An 18,149-nucleotide genomic window follows, 5' to 3' on the forward strand; every position below is an offset into this window, starting at 1 on the left:
CTAGTCAGGTTGGTGACGTGTCCGAGCGGCCGAAGGTGCAACACTCGAAATGTTGTTTGGTGTAAAAGCCAACGTGGGTTCAAATCCCACCGTCACCGCCAATGAAAACCCCCGGGAAACCGGGGGTTTTCAGCATTCTTAGGACCTTCGTGGTGCACTCTTGGTGCATATTTCGAGGAATCATGGCCGCATCGAGGTGCTGATGCACACACTTGGGGTACCGCGGCGGCGCCCAAGCTCTTTCACCTCAGAGATGGAAGCTCCTTCTGGGCCAGTCGTTTCACGGCTTCGGGCGTTGGCCGGCCTCGCGCCTCGTCTAGGGCGACCCTCAACTGCGCGGCCAGAATGCTATTGCGCAAATGGAGAGCCAGTTCCCTCCGTGATGCGGGGGATCCGTCCGAAGCTTCCCGTCCAGCGACTCAGAGTGTCGAAGGTGACGGCAACGGCGGCGGTGTCAACTGCGCCAGTCGCACCACTGCTTCCGCAGTCTCTCGCCCACGGATCTCGTCTAGGGTGACACGGAGTTGGGCTGCCCGGATACCGCTACGTGTACGTCGAATGGTTTGTTCCCTGAAGGTCCGGGATTCCTCTTCACCAGCAGACATTGGACCGCCCCTCTTTGCCCCGTTGCTCACATCATGTCAGAGAGGACAACAACCGCAAGGTGGCCACGTTAAACAATGCGGGTGGACTTCAACGCCCACAACATAACGGTCATTATGTTGTGGATTGACTGCGCACTCTCGGGCGAAGAAGCGGCCAGCAGCCTGGTGGGTGTTTGCACGACGATCCGCCGGTATAGGAACCTGCGCCGACAGGGTTTTGCCGGCGGGGGCCGCGGGAGGACGGGCTCACCTCCCGCGAGCCTAACGTCGCCTCACACTCCCGGACTAGGCCCGACGAGCCCCCTTGTGCAATGGCGAACGTCATGCAACAGTGCGCCCATGACTCAATCCATCGATGCTAAGGTCGTGCGCAAACTCAGCACAATTCCAGTTCGTGTGTCTCGCCAAATGACCGCCACCGAGTATCAGGTGCGCGTGGCCGAGGTCCTCAACCTTTTTGACATAGAAGCAGTGGGTGACGAAACGGGTGTGCATTACGGGGGCGAGGGCGTTGCGCTGGAAGATCAGCCTCTACTCGCGGCCATTCGCGTACTCATTGGAAGGCGATTCGGCGTCCCGGATGATCTGCATTAGGCCGACAGTAGGTGTCCTTCGGATCTGGTGTCGCGTTCCTGGGTCTTGGTCCAGACGAAGGGGTGGCATCGGTCGTTCCAGCCGTCACACTGGTTCTGAATCAAACTGCCACATTCATCTGGCTTGAGCCGTAGGGGTTCAAATACCCGCAATCTAGCGCTTTGCCTTGCCACTATTGGCGCCGGAGAGGTTTCAAATCCCACCGTCACCGCCACACGTGAAAGGCCCTGCTTCCCTTTATTTACAAAGGGAAGCGGGGCTTTTGCTTTCCTGGAAAAGGGGCCCCCGCTGTAACGCAGCAGTCACAGAACATTAGTGAACGGGTGTGGGCAACCGCATGTGGGGCCCTCTGGGCCGCAGCAAGGCCGGGGCAACGCGCAGTTTGCGATCGACGCATGCACCGAGGCGGCTGAGATTCTGGTCAACCAGGCCGAGACCGACATTGAGACCCACAATCCGGCCCATGCACCCCGGTGAGGAGACCGTCGGGGACCAGGCGCTGGAGGCATTGGCGAGGATGCCATCACCTGCTAGGCTCCCCAGAATCCCCACACGACCGCACGCACGTCGCAATCACTCAGGAGGTTCGCGGTGCCGGACACCACCTGCCACATGTCGATCTCGCTGGACGGCTTCGTCGCCGGGCCGGACCAGAGCCGCGAGAACCCTCTGGGCAAGCGGGGGCTGGAGCTGCACCGCTGGCACATCGGCGACCCGCGGGCCAACGATGCCGACAAGGTCGCGAACGACTGGCTCATGCGTCCGCGGGGCGCGTATGTGATGGGTCGGAACATGTTCGGCCCGATCCGCGGGGACTGGGATGAGGAATGGACAGGGTGGTGGGGAGCCGAACCGCCGTACCACGCGCCGGTATTCGTGCTGACCCATCACCGACATGACCCGATCCAGATGGGCGGCGGAACCACCTTCCACTTCGTCACCGAGGGCTTCGACGCGGCCTACTCCGCAGCGCGCCAGGCCGCCGGGGACAAAGGCGTGGACATCGCCGGTGGGGCCTCGACCGTCCGACAGGCACTGATCGCCGGCGTGATCGACGAGCTCACCCTCGACATCGCACCGGTCCTGCTCGGTTCGGGCGAGCGCATCTTCGACGGGGTTGAATCCTTCGGCTTCGAACCGGCCGAAGTGCTTCACTCACCGCTGGCCACCCACATCCGCTATCGCCGCGCCGGCTAACTCTGTCCGCACTGCCGGCCTCCCGCGCAGCAGGACGGTCATTCACCCGGCTCGGGGTAGCCGGTGGCGACGGCGAGACCGTCGGTGGACCAGCCCAGTGCTGTGGCGGGTGGACTTCGGGCCTCACTACCAGAGAGGTGCGCCGTGGGGAGCGGGGAGAGAATGAGCAGGGGCCGCAAGGTATGGCTCGGTGTGCTGGCAGGAACGGTCGCCGCTGTCATTGCTTTCTTCCTTTGGGCATCGTGGAAGAGCGATCAGATCGTCGCTGAGCTCAAGTCGATTGCCGACCGCCTCCAACCAGAGCCGGGATGGGAGCCCTTGAGGACCCAGAAGCCGGTGGGCAGCGCGCTGTGCATCCCGCTCGATGGACCTTGTTCCCAGTACGCATACCGTTGGGACACTCACCAGAAGTACCGGGAGGGTGACCTGGAGAAGTACATCCAGCAGGTGGGTTTGATGCCCCAGGAGTACAAGCCATGCGTCCGTGAGCAGAGGGTCAATGCAGGCGGACTGGACTGCCGGGGCATTGGAGTCATCGACGGCTGGAACGTACGCATTACGGTCACTGACTACGGTCAGGACGACACCAACATTGTGCAGATCGTGGTCAACAAGTACGGCTACTGATCCTGGTTTTGTGTTCGAGGTTCCGGCGAGCGCGGACAAGCGCTCAGGTCTCCTCGTCGAGTTGCTCCATCTCCAGGCACGCGTCCTCGTAGGACACCTCGCCGCTGCGGAAGGCCTGCTCGAGTTCCTTGGCCCTGCCGCGTGAATAGGCCGAGCCCAGCCTGCCCGTGATGCCGGCCTCCAGATAGTCCAGGCGCGCGTGCGTGGGCCGGTGGCCTTGGGCGACCAGGTGCCGGCAGATCGCAGTGCGGAACCAAACGCCAGGGTGCATCACGCGATATGCGTAGGCTCTGGGATCGACTAAGTACATGCCTCCATGGTTCAACTCCCCGCTGAGAAGACCATGAGTTTCTTCTGGGTGATCTGGGCAAACGACTTCCCGGGACGGTCAAAGACAAACAGGGAGACCCTGCTCCCCCTGGCACAAGGGAAGCAGGAACCAGTCTCCCGCCTATCCCCGGACGATCACCACGTCCAGGGTCCGCGGGCCGTGGACGCCTTCGACGCGTTCGAGTTCGATGTCGCTCGTGGCGCTGGGGCCGCTGATCCAGGTCTGCGGGCGGGTGCCGTCGAGCCGGCGGAGGGCCTCCGGCAGGATGGCGGTGATGTCCCCGGCGCTGACGATGCAGATGTGGCGGTCCGGGACGAGGCTGATGACCCTGCGGCCCTGGTCCGGGCCCGCGTCGAGGATGATGGTGCCGGTTTCGGCGACCGCGACGGCGCTGCCGGTGACGACGGCGTCGATCCCGTCGAGCTCGTCGACACTCAGCCGGTGCCCCGGGCCGTCGGTGACGCGGCGACCGGAGCCGGCGTCGTGCGCGTCCGCCTCCGCGAACAGCGCCTGGTCCAGACCGTGGGGCACGGCGTAGCGGCCGGTTCCCTCGAGGAGGACCGCGAGCCGCTGCGGCACCGCGGCCGCTTCCTCGACGAAGACGTTCGCCTTGTAATCCAGGAGCCGGTCCGTCAGCAGTTCGATGAGCTCTTCCTCGCCCAGCTCGGAGGCGCGCCGGTAGTCGCGGGGCACCTCCGGTACCGCCGGTGCGTCCCGGAGGGCCGAACGGATCCGGTCGAGTATGTCTGCGCGCGCGTTCACGGGTTCTCCTTCGGGCCGGGGGCCTCGGTGCCGGCAGCCGGGGCGGCCCCTGCACCAGGTCCGGCAGCCGGGGCCTGGTGTTCCTTGTCCCACCATTGCCGGAAGGTCTGCCCCGGCGGTGCGGGGATGTCCCGGCTCTGGGTCCAGCCGGCGGCGATGCCCGGCAGCTTGGTGATTTTCCGGTCCGGTCCGGCGGCAAGCCGGCCCAGGGGCAGCGCCTTCTCCACGAGGCCAAGGTTCTTTCCGGAGGACAGCGCCCAGGAGGCCGCTTTCATGCCGAGGTCCATCTGGCTGGGCAGCCGCTCCCTCCCACGCTTCCCGCGCTTGTCGCGTTTGCTGTCCACGTCCTCGCCGCGCAGGTGAACCAGGATGTCCGGGATGTTGATCTTCACCGGGCAAGCGTCGTAGCAGGCCCCGCACAGGGACGAGGCATAGGGCAGGGAGTTGTTTTCCTCGGCCGTGATCCCAGTCAGCAGCGGAGACAGGATCGCGCCGATCGGTCCCGGGTAGGTGGATCCGTAGGCGTGCCCGCCGGTGCGTTCGTAGACGGGGCAGACGTTCATGCAGGCGCTGCAGCGGATGCAGTGCAGAGCCGAGCGGCCCATTTCGTCGGCCAGGGCGGCGCTGCGTCCGTTGTCCAGCAGGACCAGGTGGACGTTCTGCGGCCCGTCATCGGCCGTGACGCCGGTCCACAGCGACGTGTACGGGTTCATCCGCTCGCCCGTGGAGGACCGCGGGAGCAGCTGCATGAAGACTTCGAGGTCCTCCCAGCCCGGCAGCAGTTTTTCGACGCCCATGACGGTGATGAGGGTTTCCGGCAGGGTCAGGCACATGCGCCCGTTGCCTTCGGATTCGACGACGGCGAGGGTCCCGGAGTCGGCGAGGGCGAAGTTCGCGCCGGACACGGCCACCTTGGCGCTGAGGAACTTGCGGCGCAGGTGTGCCCGGGCGGCCGCGGCGAGGCGGGCCGGCTCGTTGGTCAGCTCCGGATCCACCCCCTCCATTTCGCGCAGGAAGATGTCCCGGACCTGGCTGCGGTTCTTGTGGATGGCCGGCACCAGGATGTGGCTGGGCTTGTCGTGGTCCAGCTGGACGATGAGCTCGGCGAGGTCGGTCTCGAACGCCGCGATGCCCTGTTCCTCGAGGTATTCGTTGAGGCCGATCTCCTGGGTGGCCATCGACTTGACCTTGACCACCTCGGTGGCGCCCTGGTCGCGGATGAGGGCGGCCACAATCCGGTTGGCTTCGCCGGCGTCCCGGGCCCAGTGGATGGTCCCGCCCCGGGCGGTGAAGTTCGCCTCGAACTCCTCGAGCAGCTCCGGCAGCCGGGCCATGACGGATTCCTTGATCGCCCGGCCGGCCTCGCGCAGCTCCTCCCAGTCGGGGAGTTCGGACACGACGGCCAGCCGCTTGTCCCGGATGGTCCGGGTGGCGTGGCCGAGGTTGGCCCGCAGCTGGGGGTTGCCGAGCTCGCGGCGGGCCGCTTTCGGGAAGGGCTCGTGTTCGTGCAGGTTGCCGATGCCGAAGACCGGCAGGGACGGCATCCCCAGGAATGTGCCGCTCATCGTGCGGTCCTTCCGGTGGTGAGGCGGACGTCGCCGGAGACGGCGGCGGGATTCTCGACGGTGCTGGCCAGGATCTCGGCGAAGTGCATCGTGGTGACGCCGCTGCCCTGCCGGGACAGTCCGCCGCCGATGTGCATCAGGCAGGACGCGTCGCCGCCGGCACAAAGGTCGGCGCCCGTGCCGCAGATGTTGGCGGTCTTGTCCGCCAGCATCGCCGAGGACACGTCCGCGTTCTTCATCGAGAACGTGCCGCCGAATCCGCAGCACTGCTCGGCCTCGGGCAGCTCGGCCAGCTCGATGCCGCCGACCGAGCGCAGCAGGTCCAGCTGCCGGTCGCCGAGCCGGAGCAGGCGCATGCCGTGGCAGCTGGGGTGGTAGGTGATCCGGTGCGGGAAGTACGAGCCCAGCTGCGCCGCGGCGTCCGTGACGCCCAGGACATCCACCAGGAGCTGGGAGAGCTCGTAGGTTTTGTGCCCGACGGCGGCCGCGCGGGCTTCCAGCCCGGCGTCCCCGCTGCGGCGCGCGACCATGGGGTGCTGGTGCTGCACGGAGGCGACACAGGAACCGGACGGTGCGACGGCGACGTCGTACTCATCTTGTTCGAAAGCCTTCACATGGTTGGCGACGACGGGCAGCGCCTCCTTGAGGTAGCCGCTGTTGACGTGCATCTGCCCGCAGCAGGCCTGGCCGGCCGGGAAGATCACCTCGTGGCCGAGGCGTTCCAGGATGGACACCGTGGCGCGGGCCGTGGCCGGGTACATGGCGTCCACGATGCACGTGGCGAACAGTGCGATCCTCACAGGGCACCTCCGCTGGTGACAGGGCTGGCGGCGGCCCGGGCTGAGGGCACGTACTCCGCCGGGTGCTGGGAGGCACGCACCACGGCGCGCAGCTCCCCCAGCCCGCCGCTGAGCACGCCGGCGGCGCGGGCCTGGACCAGGACGTTGCCCAGCGCCGTGGCTTCCACGGGTCCGGCGATCACGCGTTTGCCGGTGGCGTCGGCGGTGAGCTGGCACAGCAGCCGGTTCTGGGATCCGCCGCCCACAATGTGCACGACGCCGGCCCGGACGTCCGCGAGCCGTTCGGCGTCGGCGATGGTCCGGGCGTAGCCGGCGGCAAGGCTGTCCAGGATGCACCGCACGATGTGCGCGGGATGCTCCGGCAGGACAGCGCCGGTGCTGCGGACCGCGGCCCGGATCCGTTCGGGCATGTTGTCCGGGGCGATGAAATAGGGGTCGTCGGCGTTGATGACCGGCCCGCCGGGCGGAAGAGTCGCGGCAGCGTCGAGCAGTTCCTCGAGCCCCGGCCGGTAGCCTTCGGCGGCCCAGGTGCGCTGGCATTCGCTGAGCAGCCAGAGGCCGCCGACGTTGCGCAGGTAGCGGATGGTGCCGTCCACGCCGCGTTCGTTGGTGAAGTTCGCGGTCCGGCTGGCCTCGCTCAGGACCGGGTGGGACAGTTCGACGCCGACCAGGGACCACGTGCCGGAGGAGACGTAGGCGAAATTCTCGTTAGTGCCTCCGGCGCCAGCACCTCCGCCGCCAGCGGGTACGGCGGCGACGGCCGAGGCGGTGTCGTGCGAGCCGACGGCCACCACCTTCGTGGCGGCGGGCAGGCCGGTCCGTGCGGCGGTCTCCGGGAGAAGGGTGCCGAGGATCTCGCCGGGCTGGATCAGCGGCGGGAACAGGTTCGTGGGGAGGTCCAGGGCGGTGAGGAACTCCGTGGCCCATTCCCCCGCGACGGCGTCGAAGAGCCCGGTGGTGGAGGCGTTGGTGGCCTCGGTGCGGCGCTGGCCGGTCAGCAGGAACCCGATGAGGTCCGGGATCAGCAGGGCCTGCAGCCCCTCCAGCGCCGGCTCCGTGGCGAGCTGGTAGATGGTGTTGAACGGCAGGAACTGCAGGCCGGTGGTGGCGTAGAGCCGGGCCGGATCGAGTTTTTCGTGGACCCGGGAGATGGCGGCACGGGACCGGTCGTCGCGGTAGCTGAACGGCGCCGCGATGAGTTCACCGGCGTCGTTGATCAGCCCGTAGTCCACCGCCCAGGTGTCGATCCCGATGCTGGCGATGCTCTCGCCGCGGGCCGCGGCCGCAGTGGCGGCGGCCGCGAGTCCGGCGAGGACCTCGGCGAACAGCGCGTCGAAGTCCCAGCGGAGGCCGCCGTCGAGCTCCTTGACCCCGTTGGGGAACCGGTGCACGGTCTCCAGCTCGGCCCTCGCCCCACCTGGACTGCCCGCGACCCGGCCCAGGATGACCCGGCCGGAGGACGCGCCAATGTCGATTGCGACAAAAGCACTGCCGCCGTCGACACCGGTATCCGCTGGTGCTGCGGTGCTCATCGCAGGAAGGCCGCGGCCACGCCGGCGTCCACGGGGATGTGGAGCCCGGTGGTGTGGGAAAGCTCGCTGCCGGTGAGCACGGCGGCGGCGTTGGCCACGTTTTCGGGCAGGACCTCGCGCTTGAGCAGTGTGCGCTGGGCGTAGTACTTGCCCAGCTCCTCTTCCTGCACCCCGTAGACGGCGGCGCGCTTGGCGCCCCAGCCGCCGGCGAAGATCCCGGAGCCGCGGACCACGCCGTCGGGGTTGATGCCGTTGACCCGGATCCCGTACTCGCCCAGTTCCGCGGCGAGGAGCCGGACCTGATGGGCCTGGTCTGCCTTGGTGGCGGAGTAGGCGATGTTGTTCGGGCCGGCGAACACGGAGTTCTTGGAGGAGATGTAGATGATGTCCCCGCCCATCTCCTGGCCAATCATCACCTGGGCGGCGGCCTTCGCCACCAGGAAGGAGCCCTTGGCCATGACGTTGTGCTGGAGGTCCCAGTCCTTTTCCGTGGTTTCCAGGAGCGGCTTGGAGATGGAGAGCCCGGCGTTGTTGACCACCAGGTCCAGTCCGCCGAAAGCCAGCACGGCTTCCTGGATGGCGGCGGCGATCTGGGCTTCGTCGGTGACGTCGGCCTGGACCCCGATCGCGACGTCGGCGCCGCCGAGTTCCGCGGCCACGGCCCGGGCGTTGTCCAGGTTCAGGTCTGCGATGACCACGCACGCGCCGTCGGCGGCGAAGCGGGTGGCGATCGCCTTGCCGATGCCCGACGCCGCCCCGGTCACCAGGGCGATCCGGCCTGCGTGGGATTTCGGCTTGGGCATCCGGGCCAGCTTGGCTTCCTCCAGGGCCCAGTATTCGATCCGGAACTTCTCGGCTTCCTCGATCGGGGCATAGGTGGAGACGGCTTCGGCGCCGCGCATGACGTTGATGGCGTTGAGGTAGAACTCCCCCGCCACCCGGGCGGTCTGCTTGTTCGCGCCGAAGGAGAACATGCCGACGCCGGGCACTAGCACGATCGCCGGGTCCGCGCCGCGCAGGGCCGGGCTGTCCGGGGTTGCGTGCCGGTCGTAATACCCCTGGTAGTCCTCGCGGTAGGCAGCGTGGAGTTCCTTCAGCCGGGCCACAGAGTCTTCAACCGGGGCGTCGGCGGGCAGGTCCAGCACCAGCGGCTTGACCTTGGTGCGCAGGAAGTGGTCCGGGCAGGACGTGCCCAGGGCCCCGAGCCGCGGGTGTTCGGCGCTTTCCAGGAACTCCAGGACGGCGGGGTGGTCGCTGAAGTGCCCGAGCTGCGGCTTGTCGGTGGAGGCGAGTCCGCGGATCACGGGGGCCAGGGCGGCGGCCTTCGCGCGGCGCTCGGTCTCCGGGAGGGCGCCGTAGCCGGGCAGCTTGGGACCGAACGGTTCGTTCTTGCCATGGTCCTTGATGTACTGCTCGGCCTGTTCGATGATCCACAGCGAGTTGGCTTCGGCTTCCTCGCTGGTGGCGCCCCAAGCGGTGATGCCGTGGCCGCCCAGGATGGTGCCGACGGCGTGCGGGTTGGCGTCCTTGATCGCGGCGATGTCCAGGCCGAGCTGGAAACCGGGTCGCCGCCAGGGCACCCAGGCCACTTTCTCGCCGAAGATCTCCTTGGTCAGGGCCTCGCCGTCGGCGGCCGTGGCGATAGCGATCCCGGAGTCCGGGTGCAGGTGGTCCACGTGTGCGGCGTCGACCAGGCCGTGCATGGCGGTGTCGATCGACGGCGCGGCGCCGCCCTTGCCGAACAGGCAGTAATCGAACGCGGCCACCATGTCGTCTTCACGCTCGACGCCGGGGTACACGTTTTTGAGCGCCTGCAGCCGGTCCAGCCGCAACACGGCAAGGCCTTCGGCCTTGAGCGTGCCCAGGTCCCCGCCGGAGCCCTTGACCCACAGGAGCTCGACGTCGTCGCCGGTCACGGGGTCCTTCGCGTTGCCCTTGGCGGAGGTGTTGCCGCCGGCGAAGTTGGTGTTCCGCTTGTCCGCGCCGAGGCGGTTGGAACGGGAGATCAGTTCTTCAACAGTCGTGTTGGTCATTACTTAAGCGCCCCATCCGGCCTGGTGGCCGCCGACGCGGTCCTCGTTGATCTTCTTCTGGTAACCGCTGGCCTTGAAGGCGGCCATCGGGTCCGCGGGCAGGCCGCGGGATTCACGCCACTGCGCCAGGGCGGGGCGGACATCGGTGTAAAAGGCATCGTTGAAGATGCCGTTGGCGGCCAGGACGTCGCCGCTGCGCTGGGCCTCGGCCAGCGCGTCGGTGTCGATCAGCAGGGCGCGGGCGGTCATTTCCTGGACATTGAGCACGGACCGGATCTGGCCCGGGATCTTTTCCTCCAGGTTGTGGCACTGGTCCAGCATCAGGGCGACGCCGGACCCGTCACCGAACCCACCGCCGCGGATGACTTCGTGCATGATCCGGAAGAGCTGGAAGGGATCCGCCGCGCCGACGATCAGGTCGTCGTCCGCGTAGAAGCGGGAGTTGAAGTCGAAGGAGCCGAGCTTACCCAGGCGCAGCAGCTGCATGACGATGAATTCGATGTTGGTGCCGGGGGCGTGGTGGCCGGTGTCAAGGCAGACAAAGGCCTTATCGCCCAGGGCCAGGGTCTGGGCGTAGGAGGTACCCCAGTCCGGAACATCGGTGTGGTAGAACGCCGGCTCGAAGAACTTGTACTCCAGCACCAGGCGCTGCTTCTCGCCCAGGGCGGCGTAGATTTCCTGCAGCGACTCGGCCAGACGGTCCTGCCGGCCGCGCATGTCGTCCTGGCCCGGGTAGTTGGTGCCGTCCGCGAGCCAGATCTTCAGATCCCGCGAGCCCGTGGCGTTCATGATCTCAAGGCACTCGAGGTGGTGGTCGATCGCGCGGCGGCGGACGGCCGGGTTCAAGGACGTCAGGGAGCCGAACTTGTACTCGTCGTCCTGGAAGGTGTTGGAGTTGATGGTGCCCAGGCCTACGCCGAGGTCCGCCGCGTACTCCTTCAGGGCCGCGTAGTCATCCACTTTGTCCCAGGGGATGTGCAGCGCCACAGTGGGCGCGAGTCCGGTGAGTTCGTGGACTTTCGCGGCGTCGGCCAGCTTTTCGTGGACCGTGCGGGGGGTGCCGGGGGTGCCGAACACCTTGAAGCGGGTGCCGGAGTTGCCGTAGGCCCAGGACGGGACCTCGATGGCGAGTTCCCCGAGGCGGCCGAGGGCCGTTTCTGTGGTGTTCATGATTGTTCCTTTTGCGGTTGGTGGTTGTCCCCGGAGGCGTTGGCCGCGGACAACTGGTCCTCGAGATTGAAGATTTCGGTGAGCTGGAGGAAGCCCTGGTCCGGCGCTCCGGCGAGGTCGTCGAAGAAGCCGCCCATGTCGGCCTGCCAGCGGGCGTTGACGTCAGTGGCTGCCATCCGGGCCTGGGCTTCGGTCAGGCTGTCCGTTTCGAAATAGCCGATCAGGAGCCCGTCGGGCCGGAGGAAGAGTGAGTAGTTGTTCCAGCCCGAGGCCTTGAGGGCCCGGAGCATCTCCGGCCAGACGGCTGCGTGCCGGCGGGTGTATTCCCCGATCAGCGCGGGCTTGACCTGGAGCTGGAAGCAGACGCGTTGCGTGCTCATGAGAGCACCACGTGGCGGTGTTCGATGCCCAGCAGGGATGCGGCGGCCTTGATGTCGGCGGCGCGGTGGCCGACGCACAGGGCCCAGTGGTGGCCGATTCCGGTCTGGCTCCAGACGTCCACCCAGAGCCCGGGGTCCCCGCCGAAGTCCACCCGGGAGGTCGTGTTGCCGATCTGCAGGAGCGGGCCGGGAACCACCTCGCCTTCGGACGTGACGAACACGTAGCTTCCGTCCGGATCCTGGCCGAGCCCGAAGGTGGTGACGGGACCGTGGCGAACATCGAATTCGACCGAGACGCCCCAGCCGCGTTTGCCGTGGTAGATGCCGAGTCCGCGCAGGAGCGGGTCCTGGGCTGACACGGCGAGGTGGGCCGGGCCGTCGTGTCCCATTTCAACCACGTTGTCCAAAAAGTTCAGGGCCTGGATCTCGGTAAATGACCCCCCGGCGCCGATCGCCTGGGCCGCCAGCATGGCAATGGAGGTCCGCAGCTCGAACTCGCCGGCCATCGGGATGCCCCGGGCCGTCAGGATGGAGGAGCCCAGGATCATCCCGGCGCCGAGCCGTTCGTGCTGTTCGCCGGCCAGTCCACGGTGATAGTAGGCCACGGAGTCGAGGTCGAAGTCCTCCACAAGGCGGTCCAGTCCCACCGACACCTTCGCGCCCCACGCGAAGTCGTCGTCGTTCACGGAGTCATCCACAACGAAAAGTTCGCGGGCGAGCCCCAGCCGTTCGGTCACCTCCGCGTCCGTGACGGCGTTGACCCGTTCGCGGAGGTCATCGAATTCCAGCACCTCCACATGGGAGCCGAAGGTGGTGGACACGGTGGTGAGGTCGGTGGCGACGTCCAGCATGCCCGGATAGAGGTGGCCCATGAGCCCGTGCCGGGCATTGCGGAGCCGGGCGCGGACGCCGGCGGCGTGGACCCACGCGGTGATCCGCTGCCAGGCGGACTCCTGCTTGAGGTGGCCCGAGACTGAGCGGAACTCGATCCCGGCCCGGCGGAAGACGTTGGCGACCTCCGGCACCGGGCACTGGCCGCAGTAGGCCAGCCACTTGCCGGTGTCAAAGTTGGCGTGGTCCATCGCTTCGGTTGGCTGCAGGTCGATCACCAGGACGGGGGTCTTCGCGCGCTGGGCGATGGGCAGGACCATGGAGGACGTCAGGTACGTGGTGAGGAAGATGACGATGAGGTCGCAGTCGGCGACGCGGAGCTTTTCGCCGGCCGCTGCGGCTTCCTGCGCATCGGAGATGAAGCCGGCGTCGACGACGTCGGCGTCGAGCTCCTGGAAGCGGCCGGTGACGTAGCGGACGGACTCCCGCAGCTGCGGCAGCAGCTCAGGGAACTGGGGCCAGTAGGCGCCGAGACCGCCGGAGACCAGCCCGATGCGGGTGGGGCGGCGCCGGTGCGGTTGCAGCAGCCGGTCTGCCGGTTGTTTCTGGTTCATGTGGGGGCCTTCCGGCATGAAATGGGGATCTGGGGCTCCGGGAATGCGGTTTCCGGGCACGGCTGTGGAGAAGGCGCCGTGGGCCCGGCGCTGCGGCACCGGTGATGTGGAACGGGGTGGGTGGAAGGGATGAGGTGCCGGGCGGGCTGTCGGCGGCCCGCCCGGCCGCTCGGGATGGGTCAGTAACGGATCAGAAGTTGTACTTGTCGATGTTCTCGGCGTTGAAGACGGTCGGCGGCCCGACAATCACGAGGCCGCCCTTTTCGACCTTGCGTTCGCCAAGCTCGCCGGCGGTGAAGGTGTCACCTTCGGCGCCGGTGATCTTGCCGTCCGTGAGGGCCTTGCCGGCGAACGCGGCAACGTAGCCAAGCTGTGCCGGGTCCCAGAGGGCGAACTCCTTGACGGTGCCGTCCTTCACGAAGGGCCGCATTTCATTCGGCAGCCCCAGCCCGGTGAGGGCCACCTTGCCCTTGTACGCGGACGTTGAGAGGTACCGGGCGGTGGCGGCGATGCCCACCGTGGTGGGAGAGATGATGCCCTTCAGGTTCGGGTGGGCCTGCATGAGGCCCTGGGCTTCCTGGAAGGACTTGGTGTCGTTGTCATCGCCGTAGACCTTGGCCACGAGCTTGATGTCCTTGTACGCGGGGTTGGAGGCGAGCTCCTCCTCCATGTACTTGATCCATTCGTTCTGGTTGGTGGCGTTGGCGGTGGCGGACAGGATGGCGATCTCGCCGCTGCCGCCGATCTGCTCGGCGATCAGCTTGGTCTGGATCAGGGCAACGTCCTTGGCGACGACCTGGCTGATGAAGACGTCGCGGCAGTCGGGGTTGGTGTCGGAGTCGAACGCGACGATCTTGGCGCCGGCGGAGCGGGCTTCGCCGAGGGCCGTGCAGACGGCGTCGGGGTCATTGGCGGCAATCGCGATCACATTCGTGCCGGCCTGCGTCTCGGCGTTGATGAAGGAAACCTGGCTGGAGGCGGAGGCTTCCAGCGGCCCGACCACCTGGGAGGAGGCGAATCCTGCCTCGGTGGCGCCCTTCTTGCCGCCGCCCAGGACGACGTCCGTGTACGGGTTGTTCAGCTGCTTGGGGATGAAGGTGATCTTTTGGTCCCCGCCGCCTGCCGAGGGGCTGCTGGAATCGGTGGAGGATGCCGAGCCGCTGTTACAGGCTGTCAGCGCCAGTGCGGCCACGGCGGTGATGGCCACCATGCTTCCCAGTCGGCCGGTCAGGCCCTTGTTCTTGCGGTTCAACATCATTGTTCTTCCCTTTTCCTTCGTGCGGTCGGTACAGCCGGTCCCAGGCGGGCGCGGTTTGTGGTGGTGTTGGTGGGCAAATTTCAGGTGGCCTTGCGGGTGAAACTTCGGCGGACGCGACGGGTGTGCCGCCATTGCTTGATGGCGGAGCCGATGCTCGGCGCCACCACGGAGAAAATCAGCAACAGGCCGGTCACCGTGATGAGGACGACGTCGGACACCCGGGCCAGGCGAAGGGCGTAGTTGAGCGTCCCGATCAGCAGGACGCCGGCGATGACGCCGGGGATGGAGCCCTTGCCGCCGAAGATCGACACGCCGCCGAGCAGGACGGCTGCGATGACGGCCAGTTCCAGGCCGGAGGCGTTGTCGCTGCGGGCGCTCGTGTAGCGCAGGGTCCAGTAGATGCCGGCGAGCGCCGAGACGGCGCCGGATCCGACGTAGAGCCAGAACTTGCTGCGGGCCACATTGATCCCGACGAAGCTGGCGGCTTCCTTGCTGTAGCCCATCGCGTAGAGGCCGCGTCCGAACGGCGTGAGGTGCAGCAGCACGCCGAAGAAGACCATCACCACGACGACGCCGATCATCACCGTGGGGATGCCGGTGCCGCCGAGTTTGGAGGTGAAGAACGCGGTCAGCGCCTTCGGGAAGTTGGCCACGGCGTTGTCGCCGATGATGACCAGGGCCAGGCCGCGGAACAGCGCCAGGGTGCCGATGGTCACGGCCAGGGAGGGCAGGCCCAAGACGGCGATCAGGAAGCCGTTGAACATGCCGGCGGCAACTCCTGCCAGCAGGCTGATCGCCAGGACCAGCCAGATGTCCATCCCGCCGGCCCAGAGGACGCCCATCAGGGCGCTGGTCAGGCCGGCGGTGCTGGCCACGGAGAGGTCGATTTCGCCCGTGATGATGATCAGCGTCATCGGCATGGCAATCAGCAGGACAGGGATGACGTCCAGGAGCAGGAAGCCTGTGGTGACCGGCGAGGCGAAGCGCGGGATGGCGATGGCCGCGTAGATCAGGAAGGCAACCAGGGCGTAGATGGTGATCGCGTCCCGGCCGGTCAGGATCCGTGCGGCGCCGGTCCGGCCCTTCGGCTCGCTGGCCAGCGGCTTGGTGCTGTCGGCCACGGGAGCCGGCGCCGTGCTGGTGGTGGACGTGGTTTCAGACATTGCGAGCCTCGCTAATCCGCAGTTTCTTGGCTGTGCGCAGGCTGGCCACGCGGTCGATGATGATGGCGGTGAGGATCAGCACGCCCACGATCGCCTGCTGCCAGAATTTGTCCACCCGCAGGGCGGTCAGGGAGCTGGTGATGGTGGTCAGGAGGACGGCGCCGAGGGCGGCCCCGGTCACCGATCCGCTGCCGCCGAAGATGGCCACGCCACCGACGACGGCGGCCGCCACGACGGTCAGTTCCATGCCGGTGCCGGTGGTGGCGCCGACGGAATTGAAGCGGCTGGCGTAGAGCACGCCCGCCAGGCCTGCGAGCGCGCCGTTGGCCAGGAAGGCCAGGAACACGCGCTTGGAGACCTTGATGCCGAAGGCGGTGGCCGCGTCCGGGTCCGAGCCTATGGCGTACAGGTCACGGCCCGGGCGGGTGCCGGACATGTAGATGGCGACGGCGATCACGACGACGATGGCCAGCAGGGTGATGACGGGGAACCCCAGGAAGGTGTTCACCGAGAGGGCGCCGAACTCCTCCGGGCGGTCGCCGGCGAAGAACTGTTTGCCGCCGGCCCAGGCGTTGTTCAGGCCGCGGTACACGTAGAGCGTTCCGAGGGTGATGACCAGGGCGGGCACTTTGGCCAGGGTGACGAGGGCGCCGTTGATGGCGCCCAGCAGTGCCCCGAAGGCCATGCCGATCGCAAAGACGGCGATGATCGGCACGTCGGGCACGGCCGCGAAGATGGAGCCGGTGCCGAAGGCGACCAGCCCCAGCATGGAGCCGACGGAGAGGTCGATGTTCCTGGTGATGATCAGCAGGGTCTGCCCCACCGCCAGAATCATGATGATGGTGGCGTTGAGCAGCAGGTCCTTCACGCCCTGGGCGGTGAGGAACAGCGGGTTGATCAGGTACGTGACGAGCACCAGAAGCGCCAGTGCGATCAGCACAGGGAGTTCGCGCATCCGCAGAACCGAGGCGACGGCGCTCCGGGCGCCGGCGGCGGGTGCCGGCGCCGGTGCGTTCTTGTGGTCCAGAGCTGAGCTCACAGGGTTCCTCCTGCGGAAGACGTGGCGGCGTGCATGACCGATTCGGGGTTCGCATCGGCGCGGTCGAGTTCGGCGGTGATCCGGCCTTCGCGCATGACCAGGACGCGGTCCGCCATGCCGAGGACCTCGGGCAGTTCGGAGGAGATCATCAGGATCGCGATTCCACGCCCGGCGAGGTCCGAAATGAGCCGGTGGACCTCGCTCTTGGTGCCGACGTCGATGCCGCGGGTGGGCTCGTCGATGATCAGCAGCCGGGGGTCCGTGGCCAGCCATTTCGCGAGCACCACTTTTTGCTGGTTGCCGCCGGAGAGCGTGGAGACGGCGTATTCCTGCGAGCCGGTCTTCACCTGGAGCCGTTTGCTCCACTCTTGGGCGGCGCGCCGCTCGGCCGCCCCGTTGATCAGCCCCGCCGTCGTGTATTTGTTACGCAGCGTGAGCGTGACGTTCCGGGCCACGGACAGGTCCATCACCAGGCCCTGCTTGCGGCGGTCCTCCGGGACGAAGCCCATGCCGGCGGTGATGGCCACCTGGGGATTGCGCGGCTTGAGCGTGCGTCCGTCGAAGGTGATGGCGCCGGCGTCGTAAGGGTCGATTCCAAACACGGCGCGGGCCACCTCGGTGCGGCCGGCGCCGACGAGGCCGGCCAGGGCAACGATTTCCCCGGCGCGGACCTCGAAGCTGATATCGCGGAACACTCCGGCGCGGCTGAGGCCGTCCACTTTCAGGACGACGCCGCCGATCTCGGCCGGGGTCTTGGGGAACAGGGCGCCAATGTCGCGGCCCACCATCTCGCGAACGATCTGGTCGACGGTGACGTCGGCCGTGCGGTGGGTGGAGATGTACCGGCCGTCCCGCATGACGGTGATGCGGTCGCACAGGTCAAAGACCTCGTCGAAACGGTGCGAAATAAAGAGGATGCCGGTCCCGCGGTCCCGGAGGCTCCGGGCCACGGAGAACAGCCGGTCCACCTCGACGCCGCTAAGGGCTGCCGTGGGCTCGTCCATCACCAGGACTTTGGCGTCCAGCGAAATGGCTTTGGCGATTTCAATGATCTGTTGGTCCGCGATGGACAGGCCCTCCGCGATGCGGGTCGGGTCGATCGGAACCCCAAGCCGCTCGAACAGCTTGTGCGCCTCCCTGACCATGGTCGCCTTGCTGATGAGCCCGAAGCGGCCCTTGGGCTGGCGGCCGATGAAAATGTTCTCCGCGACGCTCAGGTCCGGGAAGAGCGTCGGTTCCTGGTAGATGACGGAGATTCCGGCGTCCTTGCTCTCGGCAACGTTGCGGAACTGGACGGTGTGCCCAGCCACCTGGAAGTCGCCGGAATCGGGGTGGTGCAGGCCGGCGAGGATTTTCACGAGCGTGGACTTGCCGGCGCCGTTCTCCCCGACCAGTGCGTGGATCTCGCCCGCCTCGATGTGGATGGTGCCGTCGGCCAAGGCGACCACCGGGCCAAAGGTCTTGGCTGCGTGGGAGAGCGAGAGAACCGGAACCTGCTCCCCCTCGGAGGGGCCGGACCGGGAACTGTGTGTCTGCTGCATAAAATTAACCGCACCTTTGGGGCTTAGTGAACTGTGCCTAGTGAACACGCAATGAATCGTTTCATAACGAGTTGTGATTTGAATCATAGGGTCTTCAAATCAACACG

17 protein-coding genes and 1 tRNA gene are annotated in these 18,149 nt (G+C 67.1%); 4 read left to right on the forward strand and 14 right to left on the reverse strand.

Annotation, left to right across the window (positions count from 1 at the left end; genetic code table 11):
* The first annotated feature begins 11 nt into the window (after positions 1 to 11).
* From C566_RS0110425 to C566_RS0110435, 3 genes are all read left to right on the forward strand, one after another.
* Positions 12 to 101 (forward strand) — tRNA-Ser (locus C566_RS0110425).
* Positions 102 to 944: 843 nt separating this feature from the next.
* Complete coding sequence (locus tag C566_RS21330; protein WP_018774281.1) at positions 945 to 1,199, forward strand: hypothetical protein; 255 nt, start codon at positions 945 to 947, stop codon at positions 1,197 to 1,199.
* Between the two features lie 591 nt (positions 1,200 to 1,790).
* Positions 1,791 to 2,396: a dihydrofolate reductase family protein gene (locus C566_RS0110435; protein ID WP_018774282.1), complete on the forward strand. Its 606-nt coding sequence runs from the start codon at positions 1,791 to 1,793 to the stop codon at positions 2,394 to 2,396.
* A 38-nt stretch (positions 2,397 to 2,434) separates the two neighbouring features.
* Here the strand turns inward: C566_RS0110435 and C566_RS22715 are convergent, their stop codons facing one another.
* A complete protein-coding gene (locus tag C566_RS22715) occupies positions 2,435 to 2,617 on the reverse strand; it encodes a hypothetical protein (RefSeq protein WP_155846857.1) in 183 nt (60 codons plus the stop codon).
* 97 nt (positions 2,618 to 2,714) lie between these two features.
* On the opposite strand from C566_RS22715, the gene C566_RS0110440 reads away from it, so the two are divergent.
* Positions 2,715 to 3,023 (forward strand): hypothetical protein, encoded by a 309-nt coding sequence (locus tag C566_RS0110440; protein ID WP_155846858.1) that lies wholly within the window; start codon positions 2,715 to 2,717, stop codon positions 3,021 to 3,023.
* Positions 3,024 to 3,066: 43 nt separating this feature from the next.
* Here the strand turns inward: C566_RS0110440 and C566_RS0110445 are convergent, their stop codons facing one another.
* From C566_RS0110445 to C566_RS0110505, 13 genes are all read right to left on the reverse strand, one after another.
* Complete coding sequence (locus C566_RS0110445) at positions 3,067 to 3,333, reverse strand: hypothetical protein (RefSeq protein ID WP_018774284.1); 267 nt, start codon at positions 3,331 to 3,333, stop codon at positions 3,067 to 3,069.
* 141 nt (positions 3,334 to 3,474) lie between these two features.
* Positions 3,475 to 4,116 carry a LutC/YkgG family protein gene (locus C566_RS0110450; RefSeq protein WP_018774285.1) on the reverse strand — a complete coding sequence of 214 codons (642 nt, stop codon included), beginning with the start codon at positions 4,114 to 4,116 and terminating at the stop codon, positions 3,475 to 3,477.
* Positions 4,113 to 5,681, reverse strand: a complete 1,569-nt coding sequence (locus tag C566_RS0110455) for a LutB/LldF family L-lactate oxidation iron-sulfur protein (protein WP_018774286.1) — start codon at positions 5,679 to 5,681, stop codon at positions 4,113 to 4,115. Before C566_RS0110455 ends, C566_RS0110450 begins: the two co-directional genes overlap by 4 nt.
* On the reverse strand, positions 5,678 to 6,481 hold the full coding sequence (locus tag C566_RS0110460) for a (Fe-S)-binding protein (RefSeq protein WP_018774287.1): 804 nt from the start codon (positions 6,479 to 6,481) through the stop codon (positions 5,678 to 5,680). The genes C566_RS0110455 and C566_RS0110460 overlap by 4 nt, the downstream gene beginning before the upstream one ends.
* Positions 6,478 to 8,013 (reverse strand): rhamnulokinase, encoded by a 1,536-nt coding sequence (locus C566_RS0110465; RefSeq protein ID WP_018774288.1) that lies wholly within the window; start codon positions 8,011 to 8,013, stop codon positions 6,478 to 6,480. Before C566_RS0110465 ends, C566_RS0110460 begins: the two co-directional genes overlap by 4 nt.
* Positions 8,010 to 10,046 carry a bifunctional rhamnulose-1-phosphate aldolase/short-chain dehydrogenase gene (locus tag C566_RS0110470; protein WP_018774289.1) on the reverse strand — a complete coding sequence of 679 codons (2,037 nt, stop codon included), beginning with the start codon at positions 10,044 to 10,046 and terminating at the stop codon, positions 8,010 to 8,012. The genes C566_RS0110465 and C566_RS0110470 overlap by 4 nt, the downstream gene beginning before the upstream one ends.
* Before the next feature lie 3 nt (positions 10,047 to 10,049).
* Positions 10,050 to 11,216, reverse strand: coding sequence for an L-rhamnose isomerase (gene rhaI / locus C566_RS0110475; RefSeq protein WP_018774290.1), 1,167 nt, complete (start codon positions 11,214 to 11,216; stop codon positions 10,050 to 10,052).
* The gene (locus C566_RS0110480) at positions 11,213 to 11,596 is read right to left on the reverse strand and encodes an L-rhamnose mutarotase (protein ID WP_018774291.1); all 384 of its coding nucleotides are present in this window, start codon (positions 11,594 to 11,596) and stop codon (positions 11,213 to 11,215) included. The genes rhaI and C566_RS0110480 overlap by 4 nt, the downstream gene beginning before the upstream one ends.
* Entirely contained in the window at positions 11,593 to 13,041 is a 1,449-nt protein-coding gene (locus C566_RS0110485; protein ID WP_018774292.1) for an L-fucose/L-arabinose isomerase family protein, read from the reverse strand. The genes C566_RS0110480 and C566_RS0110485 overlap by 4 nt, the downstream gene beginning before the upstream one ends.
* 190 nt (positions 13,042 to 13,231) lie before the next feature.
* Positions 13,232 to 14,299, reverse strand: coding sequence for a rhamnose ABC transporter substrate-binding protein (gene rhaS / locus C566_RS0110490; RefSeq protein ID WP_018774293.1), 1,068 nt, complete (start codon positions 14,297 to 14,299; stop codon positions 13,232 to 13,234).
* An 80-nt stretch (positions 14,300 to 14,379) separates the two neighbouring features.
* Positions 14,380 to 15,462 (reverse strand): ABC transporter permease, encoded by a 1,083-nt coding sequence (locus C566_RS0110495; RefSeq protein WP_018774294.1) that lies wholly within the window; start codon positions 15,460 to 15,462, stop codon positions 14,380 to 14,382.
* Entirely contained in the window at positions 15,455 to 16,501 is a 1,047-nt protein-coding gene (locus C566_RS0110500; protein WP_018774295.1) for an ABC transporter permease, read from the reverse strand. The genes C566_RS0110495 and C566_RS0110500 overlap by 8 nt, the downstream gene beginning before the upstream one ends.
* Positions 16,498 to 18,042 carry a sugar ABC transporter ATP-binding protein gene (locus C566_RS0110505; RefSeq protein WP_018774296.1) on the reverse strand — a complete coding sequence of 515 codons (1,545 nt, stop codon included), beginning with the start codon at positions 18,040 to 18,042 and terminating at the stop codon, positions 16,498 to 16,500. Before C566_RS0110505 ends, C566_RS0110500 begins: the two co-directional genes overlap by 4 nt.
* Between the last annotated feature and the right edge of the window lie 107 nt (positions 18,043 to 18,149).

Source organism: Arthrobacter sp. 131MFCol6.1 (assembly GCF_000374925.1).
Classification (GTDB): domain Bacteria; phylum Actinomycetota; class Actinomycetes; order Actinomycetales; family Micrococcaceae; genus Arthrobacter.